At 53.3% G+C, this 10980-nt stretch carries 10 protein-coding genes; 5 read left to right on the top strand and 5 right to left on the bottom strand.

From position 1 onward, the window contains the following. Nucleotides 1-112 precede the first annotated feature (112 nt). Nucleotides 113-1771, top strand: a complete 1659-nt coding sequence (gene ipdC, locus ACOTXT_RS11285; RefSeq protein ID WP_039266818.1) for an indolepyruvate decarboxylase — start codon at nucleotides 113-115, stop codon at nucleotides 1769-1771. Here ipdC and ACOTXT_RS11290 read toward each other — a convergent pair whose 3' ends face one another. After that, nucleotides 1772-3007, bottom strand: a complete 1236-nt coding sequence (locus ACOTXT_RS11290) for an ion channel protein (protein ID WP_055321754.1) — start codon at nucleotides 3005-3007, stop codon at nucleotides 1772-1774. Nucleotides 3008-3212: 205 nt separating this feature from the next. Here ACOTXT_RS11290 and glk point away from each other — a divergent pair, with 205 nt between their 5' ends. Next, on the top strand, nucleotides 3213-4178 hold the full coding sequence (gene glk / locus ACOTXT_RS11295; protein WP_008501585.1) for a glucokinase: 966 nt from the start codon (nucleotides 3213-3215) through the stop codon (nucleotides 4176-4178). 35 nt (nucleotides 4179-4213) lie between these two features. On the opposite strand, the gene ACOTXT_RS11300 is transcribed toward glk, so the two are convergent. Together ACOTXT_RS11300 and ACOTXT_RS11305 are read right to left on the bottom strand one after the other, a co-directional pair. Further along, nucleotides 4214-4945: a LytR/AlgR family response regulator transcription factor gene (locus ACOTXT_RS11300; protein ID WP_129345004.1), complete on the bottom strand. Its 732-nt coding sequence runs from the start codon at nucleotides 4943-4945 to the stop codon at nucleotides 4214-4216. 3 nt (nucleotides 4946-4948) lie between these two features. Next, nucleotides 4949-6655: a sensor histidine kinase gene (locus tag ACOTXT_RS11305; RefSeq protein WP_129345002.1), complete on the bottom strand. Its 1707-nt coding sequence runs from the start codon at nucleotides 6653-6655 to the stop codon at nucleotides 4949-4951. Nucleotides 6656-7040: 385 nt separating this feature from the next. On the opposite strand from ACOTXT_RS11305, the gene alaC reads away from it, so the two are divergent. Further along, a complete protein-coding gene (gene alaC, locus ACOTXT_RS11310) occupies nucleotides 7041-8279 on the top strand; it encodes an alanine transaminase (protein WP_008501582.1) in 1239 nt (412 codons plus the stop codon). Between the two features lie 52 nt (nucleotides 8280-8331). Here the strand turns inward: alaC and ypdK are convergent, their stop codons facing one another. Beyond that, nucleotides 8332-8403 (bottom strand): membrane protein YpdK, encoded by a 72-nt coding sequence (gene ypdK / locus ACOTXT_RS11315; RefSeq protein WP_099458937.1) that lies wholly within the window; start codon nucleotides 8401-8403, stop codon nucleotides 8332-8334. Nucleotides 8404-8760: 357 nt separating this feature from the next. Beyond that, nucleotides 8761-9681 (bottom strand): kdo(2)-lipid IV(A) palmitoleoyltransferase, encoded by a 921-nt coding sequence (gene lpxP, locus ACOTXT_RS11320; protein ID WP_025912768.1) that lies wholly within the window; start codon nucleotides 9679-9681, stop codon nucleotides 8761-8763. A 12-nt stretch (nucleotides 9682-9693) separates the two neighbouring features. On the opposite strand from lpxP, the gene ACOTXT_RS11325 reads away from it, so the two are divergent. Together ACOTXT_RS11325 and tssB are read left to right on the top strand one after the other, a co-directional pair. Beyond that, on the top strand, nucleotides 9694-9831 hold the full coding sequence (locus tag ACOTXT_RS11325; protein WP_162184392.1) for a hypothetical protein: 138 nt from the start codon (nucleotides 9694-9696) through the stop codon (nucleotides 9829-9831). Between the two features lie 639 nt (nucleotides 9832-10470). Further along, entirely contained in the window at nucleotides 10471-10884 is a 414-nt protein-coding gene (tssB, locus tag ACOTXT_RS11330; protein ID WP_421625313.1) for a type VI secretion system contractile sheath small subunit, read from the top strand. Nucleotides 10885-10980: the final 96 nt, after the last annotated feature.

Genomic DNA, 10980 nt, shown 5'->3' on the forward strand with positions numbered 1-10980 from the left:
GCAGCCTTTTTTGTAAAGCATTCTTTCCATGCCCTTCTTATCACCAATTCTGGACAGCCATCACGCTTATTTAATACTCAAGGTGAGGTCAACATTAGAAGGATACCTGTTCATGCGTACCCCATACTGCGTCGCCGATTACCTGCTGGACCGTCTTACTGATTGTGGAGCCGATCATCTGTTTGGCGTGCCGGGCGACTATAACCTGCAGTTTCTCGACCATGTGATAGACAGCCCGGATATCTGCTGGGTGGGCTGTGCCAACGAGTTAAACGCTTCTTATGCCGCTGACGGATACGCCCGATGTAAGGGCTTTGCCGCGCTGCTGACGACATTTGGCGTAGGAGAGTTAAGCGCCATGAACGGCATTGCGGGCAGCTTCGCCGAGCACGTTCCGGTCTTGCATATTGTAGGGGCACCGGGTACGGCATCACAGCAAAGAGGGGAGCTGCTGCACCACACGCTTGGCGACGGTGAGTTTCGTCATTTTTATCATATGAGCGAACCGATCACTGCTGCACAGGCGATCCTGACCGAACAAAACGCCTGTTATGAAATCGACCGGGTGTTAACGACAATGCTCCGGGAGCGTCGCCCCGGCTATCTGATGTTGCCTGCCGATGTGGCAAAAAAGGCCGCCACTCCCCCTGTAAACGCTCTCACGCTCAGGCTTCCACATGCCGATAGTGCCTGCCTGAAAGCATTTCGGGACGCCGCAGAAAACAAGCTTGCCAGGAGCAAGCGTACTGCGCTGCTGGCCGATTTCCTTGTCCTGCGCCACGGCCTGAAGCATGCGCTACAAAAATGGGTCAAAGACGTGCCGATGGCACACGCCACCATGCTGATGGGCAAAGGGATATTTGACGAACGTCACGCCGGATTTTATGGCACCTACAGCGGTTCAGCGAGCGCCGGTGCGGTAAAAGAGGCGATTGAAGGGGCGGATACCGTACTGTGCATCGGCACGCGATTTACCGATACCCTGACCGCCGGCTTCACGCATCAGCTCACCCCGGCACAAACGATAGAAGTTCAGCCTCATGCCTCACGCGTGGGTGATCTCTGGTTTACCGGCATCCCTATGCTTCAGGCAATCGAAACGCTGGTGGAACTGTGCAAACAGCACGTGCACGAGACGCCCGCGCAGTCTTCTCAAAGCGCGATGGCCTACCCGCAGCCGGATGGCTCGCTGACGCAGGCGAATTTCTGGCAAACGTTGCAGACATTTATTCGTCCGGGAGACATCATTCTTGCGGATCAGGGCACCTCGGCCTTCGGCGCGATCGACCTTCGTCTGCCGGCTGACGTGAATTTTATCGTCCAGCCGCTGTGGGGATCGATTGGCTATACGCTGGCGGCAGCATTTGGCGCGCAAACGGCCTGCCCGAACCGGCGCGTGATTGTCCTGACGGGGGATGGCGCGGCGCAACTTACTATCCAGGAGCTTGGCTCGATGCTGCGGGATAAACAACACCCCATCATTCTGGTCCTGAACAACGAAGGGTACACGGTGGAAAGAGCGATCCACGGGCCTGAGCAGCGTTACAACGACATTGCGCTATGGAACTGGACGCAAATCCCGCAGGCCCTGAGCCTTGATCCTCAGGCCCAGTGCTGGCGGGTCAGTGAAGCGGAGCAGCTGGCGGACGTCCTTGAGAAAGTGGCACACCACGAGCGGCTCTCGCTGATTGAGGTGATGCTGCCGAAAGCCGATATCCCTCCGCTGCTGGGGGCGATCACCAAAGCGCTGGAAGCGCGCAACAGCGCCTGATTATTTGTCGTTTCGCCAGGCCATCATCATCGGTTTGCCCGCCAGCAGGAGCCAGGCGGGCAACATCACGATGCAAAGTAACGGGATGAGGGTGGTATCCGGTACCACCACGGCGGCCATGAAGAGGCTCAGCCAGGCATCGCGCGTGACCACCAGCACCAGCCCCAGAATCGAGCAGGAAACGGTAATCGCAGCCGGAACGGCATCGACATGCTCGTGCAGCATCAGCCCCAGCGCAACGCCGACAAAGACCGCCGGGAAGATGCGTCCACCACGGAAACCGCAGGCGGCCGCCACCACCAGCGCTGCCAGCTTGATCACGGCAAACAGCAGATAGTCGGAGACGCTGAACACCTGGCTGAAGGCCAGCTGCTGCATCTCGTCCAGTCCTTTAAACAGCGTCACCGGCCCGCCGATCGTACCTAAAATACCCAGAACCAAACCGCCAGCCCCCAGAATCAGCACCGGGTGTTTGAGTCTGTGCATCAGCCGGTGCAGGCGTGGAAGACACCATACTGCCACCATGCCCAGCGCAATGGCGATGGCGACGACGATGGCGCCGCTGAAGATATCGGCGATTTGCATCTGGCCGTAGTGGGGGAGAGAGAGTGAAAAATGGGGATGGAAAAACAGGCTGGTCGTCAACGCTCCGGCGGCTGCGGCCATCAGTGGGGCAAAGAGCTTGTCCCACAGCGGGACGTCGTTATTGCTGCTGAGCGTCTGCGAAAAGATCAGTGCGGCAGCGACGGGCGTGCCGAAGAGCGCCCCGATGGTGCCTGCGGAGGCGAGAATGGTCCAGTCCAGCGCGCCAACGCGGGGCAAAATGCGTGAACCAAGAAAAACCGCCAGGCCAATGTTCACGGCCATAATCGGATGCTCAGGTCCCAGACTAACGCCTCCAGCCAGACCGATAATCAGCGCAATGATTAGCCCTGGCAACGCCGAGGGGGCCACCGGGGCACCGATCAACGGTTCCAGTGCCGGATCGGGGCCAGCATGACCTGGACTGAAACGGATCACCAGGCCCACCGCAATACCGGTTAACGTCAGCATCCCAACGATCCACGCAGGAGAGTCAGCGGTGACGCCCAGCCCTGCAGGAAGCGCGTTCCATAATAGTGTTTGCAGCACCGACGCGACTTTCATCACGACAATAAGGACCAGACTTGAAACCACGCCTATGATGAGCGCCGGAATTGCCAGCAACAGCATGGTTCTGGCTCGCGGGTGAAGCATGATGATTTCCTTGTACAAAACGGTATTACGTTACTTTGCACATTAAGCCTTATGGCAATAGTGCAAAAGGTGCTGAAACGGTAAAGTTATTCTGTGACGAAGATCGATAATCCATGGGCATTCACCTTCCGGTCGTTGTTGTTATCACGCCTTGAATTTACAGTGTCCCAAAGATTTATTCTGACTTTAGCGGAGCAGTAGAAGAATGACAAAGTATGCTTTGGTAGGCGATGTGGGCGGCACGAATGCGCGCCTTGCATTATGCGATGTAAATAGCGGTGAAATTTCCCGGGCGAAAACCTATTCCGGTCTCGATTATCCAAGCCTTGAGGCCGTTGTCCGCGTCTATCTGGAGGAGCATCAGATAAGCGTCGAAGATGGCTGCATCGCCATTGCCTGCCCGATAACCGGCGACTGGGTCGCCATGACCAACCATACCTGGGCATTCTCCATCGCCGAGATGAAAAAAAACCTCGGCTTTGCGCATCTTGAAATCATCAATGACTTTACCGCGGTGTCCATGGCGATCCCGATGCTGAAGCCTGAGCATCTGATCCAGTTTGGCGGCGCTGAACCGGTCGAAGGTAAGCCGATTGCGGTTTACGGGGCCGGTACCGGGCTGGGCGTTTCACATCTGGTGCATGTCGCTCAGCGCTGGGTGAGCCTGCCGGGTGAAGGTGGTCACGTGGATTTTGCGCCAAACAGCGAAGAAGAGGGCATTATCCTCGAAGAATTACGCGCGGAGATCGGCCACGTCTCCGCCGAGCGCGTGCTGTCAGGACCGGGGCTGGTGAACCTGTACCGGGCGATTGTGAAATCGGACGGTCGTCTGCCGGAAAATCTGCAGCCGAAAGACGTCACCGAACGCGCGCTGGCGGACAGCTGCATTGACTGCCGTCGTGCCCTGTCGCTGTTCTGCGTGATCATGGGGCGCTTCGGCGGCAACCTGGCGCTGACGCTGGGTACCTTCGGGGGCGTTTATATCGCGGGCGGCATTGTGCCGCGCTTCCTGGAGTTCTTTAAAGCCTCCGGCTTCCGCGGCGGGTTTGAGGATAAAGGGCGCTTCAGAAGCTACGTGCAGGACATTCCGGTTTATCTGATCGTGCATGATAACCCAGGCCTGCTGGGGTCGGGTGCCCACCTGCGTCAGGTTCTCGGTCAAATCCTCTGACGCATAGCCCTCTCCCGCAGGAGAGGGCTTTTTTGTTACAGGTGCATGAGCTGGCGGAACTCTTTTACCTTGCTGCGGCTCACCGGCACCTGAAAATCCAGATCCTTCAGACGCAAAATGTAGGTGTTGTTAAACCAGGGTTCGATCTCGCGGATCTTGTTTAAATTGACGCAGAACGAGCGGTGGCAGCGGAAAAAGTGCGACGCAGGCAGCTTGTTGCAAAACTCGGTGATGTTCATCGCCATCACGTAAGATTCCCGTCGCGTATAGACAAACGTCATCTTTTCATGGGCTTCGGCATAGTAGATATCATTGACCGGCGTCACGATGATGCGCTCATCTTTGACCAAATTAATGGTGTCGTTTTCCCGTACCGTTGGGCTGGCGCTTGCAGGGGCGGTCTGCTGCTGCCATGCGGCCTCCAGCTTTTGCAGCATGCTGACAATCCGCGACTCCTGGTAAGGCTTAAGGATATAGTCAAACGCCTCCAGCTCGAAGGCTTCTACGGCGTGCTCTTTCCATGCGGTCACGAACACAATAAACGGCTTATGGGCAAACTGATTGATGTTTTGCGCCAGCAATACGCCATCCAGCGACGGAATGTTGATATCCAGGAAGATGGCGTCGACCCGGTTATGCTGCAGAAACTTCAGCACGTCCAGACCGTCATCAAAGGTACCCACAATTTCCATCTGGCTGTGGGTGTTGATAAGCCAGGTTAGCTCCTGTTGAGCCAGAATTTCATCTTCTACGATGATGACTTTCATGGGTTACTCCACCTGGGGCAACAGTGATGTTGCCGAATGAGCGGGAGAGCGCTCGTTCGGGACGTAAAACGCAATTTCGGTGCCCGGTTCAAGACGCTGAATATGCAGCCCGTCGCCGTAAAGCAGCTTGACCCGGTGGTGCACGTTCAGCAGGCCGATTTTATTTCCAGGCATCTCGTTAGACTCCACCCGCTCAATGACTTTTGGATCAATGCCGTGGCCGGTATCGCGCACGGCAATACGTACGCGGTTGCCGCTTTCGGTGACGCTGATGGTGACGACGCCTTTGCCTTTACACGGCTGAATGCCGTGAACAATCGCGTTTTCGACCAGCGGCTGGATAAGCAGGCTTGGGATCACGCAGTTGACCTCTTCATCAATATCGTAAATGACCGTGAGCTTGTCACCAAAGCGCGCCTGCTCAATCGCGATGTAGTCTTTAATCTGATACAGCTCTTTTTTGATGTCGATCTGCTCGTCATCTTTCAGCTCGATGTTGTAGCGCAGATAGCGCGACAGGTTAAAAATCAGCTGGCGCGCGGTGTCCGGATTAAGACGAATGGACGAGGAGATCGCGTTCAGCGCGTTAAACAGGAAATGGGGATTGATTTTGCTCTGCAGCGCGCGCAGCTCTGCCTTATTTGCCATCTCACGCAGTTGTTCCGCCCGGGATACTTCCAGCTGGGTGGAGATAATCTGCGACAGGCCGATGGCCATCTCCTGCAGCGTGGAGGTGATCTGATGCGCGTGGCAGTAATAAATTTTCAGCGTGCCCGTCACGACGCCCTTCTCCCACAGCGGAATCACCAGCATGGAGTGGATTTCCGGCGTTCGGTGGGCTTCATCATTGTTTTTAATAATGATTTTACCGTAGTTAATCGCCTGTCGGGTGGTTGGGCTGATGGTGTCATCATTATCGCGATAGTTGTGCTCCCCGACGCCAACGTAGGCCAGCACGTGGTCAATATTGGTGATGGCGACAGCGTCAGCGTGGATGTCATGGCGAATGATTTCGCAGACCTGACGCAACGACTCCGCGTTAACGTGGCGGAAGAGCGGTAGCGTTTTGTTGGCGATATCCAGCGCCAGCTTGGCCTGACGGGCGGCGCTGGCCTCTTTTTCCCCTTCAACGCTTTGCACCAGCAGCACGATAAAGCCGATGCACACGCTGCCCAGGATCATCGGAATACCGATTTTCGAGACGATATCCAGCCCAAGTTCGGTGGTCGGGGCCCAGACGACGACCAGGATCATGGTCAGCGTTTCGCACACCATGCCCGCCACGATCCCGGCGCGCCAGCGCTGTTTTTTCGGGATTTTGCAGCTGATCCAGCCGGAGAGCACCCCGGCGATAATGCTGGTGATAAAGCAGGGCACCGCCGTGACGCCGCCGATGTCAATCAGGTAGCGATGGGTTCCGGCAATCACGCCGGTAATGACACCCACCCACGGGCCAAACAAAATTCCGCCGGACATCACGGCGATAATGCGCACGTTAACCAGCGAACCCTCTACCGGCACGCCAGACCAGGTGCTGAACAGGGCGAACAGCGAAAAGATGGCGGTAACGGCCAGCAGCTCTTTTGGCGAGTGTGCGGATTTGTGCAATAGCTCGCGAAACAGTCGAATGCGAATGAGGAAAAACAGGCAAATCAGCATTAATGCTGCACGGTCAAAAACCGCCAGCAGCATAGTGAATATTTCGTGCACGAGTAGACCTGGGAAAACGGGAAAGAACCATGATAAAAAACCTGACGCGTGTTGACCAGCTATCCGTCAGGTTTATCAAATGAGGAAAAACCATAATTTCTAAAGGGGATTGTCTGTCGGTAACGGACACGTCCTGATTTTTTATAGCCTGCGTATCGTCAGGTAACTGTTTTGATATCATCCTGTTAAATAACAGCTATCAGAAAGCCAACCCTGAAACAGGGGCTTCCGCTTTTCGGCACAGCCGGGTTCCGGTTTTCAGGCGATCGTTTTTTTTCACTTCCCTCTCGACAGCGTGATTTTTTTCAGGTTATTTTCTAAGCACGCCACATCGGTGGCAGCGTCGCTCGGACGGTCCGGGCGCTAACGTTAATCTGAGGAATCTATGGCTGAATTCAGTCCTGAACGCCGTTTTACGCGTATCGATCGTCTCCCCCCTTATGTTTTCAATATCACCGCTGAACTGAAGATGGCTGCGCGTCGGCGCGGCGAAGATATTATTGATTTCAGCATGGGTAACCCTGACGGCCCAACGCCACCGCATATCGTTGAAAAACTCTGCACGGTTGCCCAGCGTCCGGATACGCACGGCTACTCGACCTCCCGCGGTATTCCCAGATTACGTCGCGCGATCTCGCGCTGGTATCAGGATCGCTATCAGGTTGATATCGATCCGGAAAGTGAAGCGATTGTCACCATCGGCTCGAAAGAGGGGCTGGCACACCTGATGCTGGCTACGCTGGATCATGGCGATACGGTGCTGGTACCGAATCCCAGCTACCCAATCCACATCTACGGTGCGGTGATTGCCGGGGCGCAGGTCCGTTCGGTTCCGCTGGTGGAAGGGGTCGATTTCTTTAACGAACTGGAACGTGCGATTCGCGAAAGCTATCCGAAACCGAAGATGATGATCCTCGGTTTCCCATCGAACCCAACGGCCCAGTGCGTGGAGCTCGATTTCTTCGAGAAAGTGGTCGCGCTGGCGAAGCGTTATGACGTGCTGGTGGTTCACGATTTAGCCTATGCCGACATCGTGTATGATGGCTGGAAAGCGCCATCTATTATGCAGGTCCCGGGCGCGCGTGACGTGGCGGTAGAGTTCTTCACCCTGTCGAAAAGCTACAACATGGCGGGCTGGCGTATTGGCTTTATGGTGGGTAACAAAACGCTGGTGAGCGCACTGGCGCGTATTAAGAGTTACCACGACTACGGCACCTTCACGCCGCTGCAGGTTGCGGCTATCGCTGCTCTTGAGGGCGACCAGCAGTGCGTCCACGAGATTGCCGCTCAGTATAAGCGCCGTCGCGACGTGCTGGTAAAAGGCTTGCATGAAGCGGGCTGGATGGTGGAAATGCCGAAGGCGTCCATGTACGTCTGGGCGAAAATTCCGGAACCATACGCGGCGATGGGATCGCTGGAGTTTGCCAAAAAGCTGCTGCAGGATGCGAAGGTGTGCGTATCACCGGGAATTGGCTTTGGTGATTATGGCGACACCCATGTGCGGTTTGCCCTGATTGAAAATAGCGACCGCATTCGTCAGGCGGTGAGGGGCATCAAGAGTATGTTCCGGGCCGACGGGCTTCTCTCCTCGAAGAGCGTGGCTGAAAATCCCGCGTCATCATGACATAAAAAAACAGGAGCCAATGGCTCCTGTTTTTTTGACTGCATGTTCTTCACTAGATCATCAGGGCAAAGGTTCCGGCCCAGACTAAAACAATCACCGAAATGCCCATAAAGAAATATTTCACGTTTCATCGCTCCGCGTATCTTGTGGTACGCATTTAAAAACAGAGTCCACCTGATTATAGAGAACTGAAATCCGGTCAAAGCGGAAATGAGAATTTTCCCGTTTCGCCGCTCACTCCAGCTCAGAATTCTGTGCTTTCCTGTTGCCAGACGGCGCTAATGTACGCCTAAAAATGAGGGGTGACAAGAGGGATTTTTTTAAATAATTTCCGTCACTTACGAGTGTCGTGGAACGGCGACAGTTTGATTTCGCATCGCAATAAATTCACTTTGGGCGACGCAATGAAAAACGGTTTCTTAACGGATGACAGGTGATTGAAAAGGTTAGTTTCTTAGCGAAACTAACCTTTCTGAAGAGCTTAAATATAGAGCGAGGCTTCGCCAATAGGGCGGGTTTTGAAACGACGATGCATCCACAGATACTGCTCTGGCGCACGCATGATTTCAGTTTCGATGACTTTATTGATAAACGCCGCGGCTTCGCACTCGTTTTCGGGATAGTTAGCCATCTCAGGAGAGATGTGCAGACGATAGCCTGACTTATCTGCTTTTCTCACCATTGTCACGGTCAGCATGGAAGCGCCCGACAAACGAGAAATGACAAAGGTGCCGTTGGTCGTCGCAACATCTTTAACCGCAAAGAAAGGCGCAAAGCTGCTGCCTTTACGTCCATAATCCTGATCGGGGGCAAACCAGACGGCTTCACCTTTCTTCAGAGCCCCGACCATACCGCGCAGGTTATTACGGCTGATCATCGCCTTATTCGAACGCATGCGGCCACGCGTTTGTACCCACTCCATCAGCGGACTGTTGTGTGGTCGATAGGTCGCCATCATTGGCTGGCACAGGCCCATCACGCGGCCACCCAGTTCCAGCGACATAAAGTGAACGCCGACGACCATCACGCCGCGTTTTTGCATCTGCGCGCGTTTAAGGTTATCCAGCCCTTCCACGTCAAACCACTTGCGGACGCGCTCATCCGGCCAGAACCAGGCCATGCCGGTTTCAAGCAGTGCCATGCCGATAGACTTGAAGTTTTCAGCGATGAGTTTCTCGCGCTCTTCGGCATTGTAATGCGGAAAGCAAAGCTCAATATTTTTACGCGCGATGGATTCGCGGCGTTTCAGGAAGAAGCGGGAAGCGCTGCCCAGTTTCGACCCCAGCAAACGCAGAACAGGGTACGGAAGTTGAACCAGCAGCCAGAGAACGCCAAGACCAAACCATGTAAACCAGTAACGCGGGTGTAAAAACGCGCGTTGAAATTTGGATTGAGACAAAATAGTAAAACCTATGTGAAGCCTGTAAAGGTAGCGCAGAGTTTGCGATACGACGTGCCGATAAGACCGTTCTTCAAGGTGATGGTTGCAGGCTTTACCGAACTTTACGGCGTTGCCTGGCCACTGCTGATTTGGGTGGGCGGCGTAATGTAGCACCGTTATACGATATGTGCTATTACTCGTTTTTGATTAAAAAAGCGGCAGTTAAGGAGGTGCTTGATTTTACAGATTTTATAGAAAGTCGCATTGAAAGCATTTTTCCTGACTGAGCGGAGAGCAGAAGCCCTGGCGATCGGATGGAAGACGTAACGAAAAAGAATGGCATTGTTGAGTTACGGCAAATTAATTATTTCTCGTTTATTTCTTCCTTACCTAATAAATAAGAATTTTCTTTGTGAAAAATCTTATTTATTATTCATATCCTCAATGGAATAGTCGTCTTTTATCACCCACTTTTCTCTTCTTTTAATCGTACTGCAATAAAATATTGCAGTTCTTTCTTGTTTTTTGACATAGTGCCGTGATGCAAATCAAAATAAGATGTTTTTATTAATATCTCTCTGGCTGCAATCCCTTCGGCGATACAAATATCCGATTTGTGAGAAAAGAGTAGTTTCTTTTTCTGAGTTGATTGAGCAATTTGCGATAATGTTTTAGTGGAAAATTCTTAAGAAAATTCTTGTATCGGATAAATGATCTGTGTATTTGATTTTGTTCCGATCATTATTCTATTATTGCGCATCAAGAACGATACCGTGAAGTTGGCATAGCAAAACAAAGAGGGATGATTAGATGGCTGACAGTTTTCAGAACGAGGTGCCTAAGGCACGTATTAACCTGAAGCTTGACCTGCATACTGGCGGAGCAAGCAAGAAAATGGAATTACCCTTGAAATTGCTTGTTACGGGTGATTTCAGCAACGGGCAGGAATCTGCGACAATATCTGAGCGTGAAAAGATTAACATCACCAAAAATAATTTTGATAGCGTTCTTTCCGAATATTCCCCAAAAGTTAACCTGGCCGTAAAAAATACACTGTCTGACGATGGTGGTGAAGACAACATTCAGCTGACTTTCCAGAGCATGAAAGATTTCACGCCAGAGCAGGTGGCTGCCCAAATTCCGCAGCTGAAGGCGATGCTGGCGATGCGCAACTTGCTTCGCGATCTCAAAGCTAAGGAAGGTGCGAATAAGTCCGAGATGTGAGATCATCGTGTTGTAACCTGAACCCAGAATGAGTAACCGGATGAGCCAGCAACTGACTTTTGCCGACAGTGAGTTTTCCAGTAAACGCCGCCAGAC

Origin of the sequence: Enterobacter cloacae complex sp. IR5422, from assembly GCF_049238165.1 — a bacterium.
GTDB classification, from domain to species: Bacteria; Pseudomonadota; Gammaproteobacteria; order Enterobacterales; family Enterobacteriaceae; genus Enterobacter; species Enterobacter roggenkampii.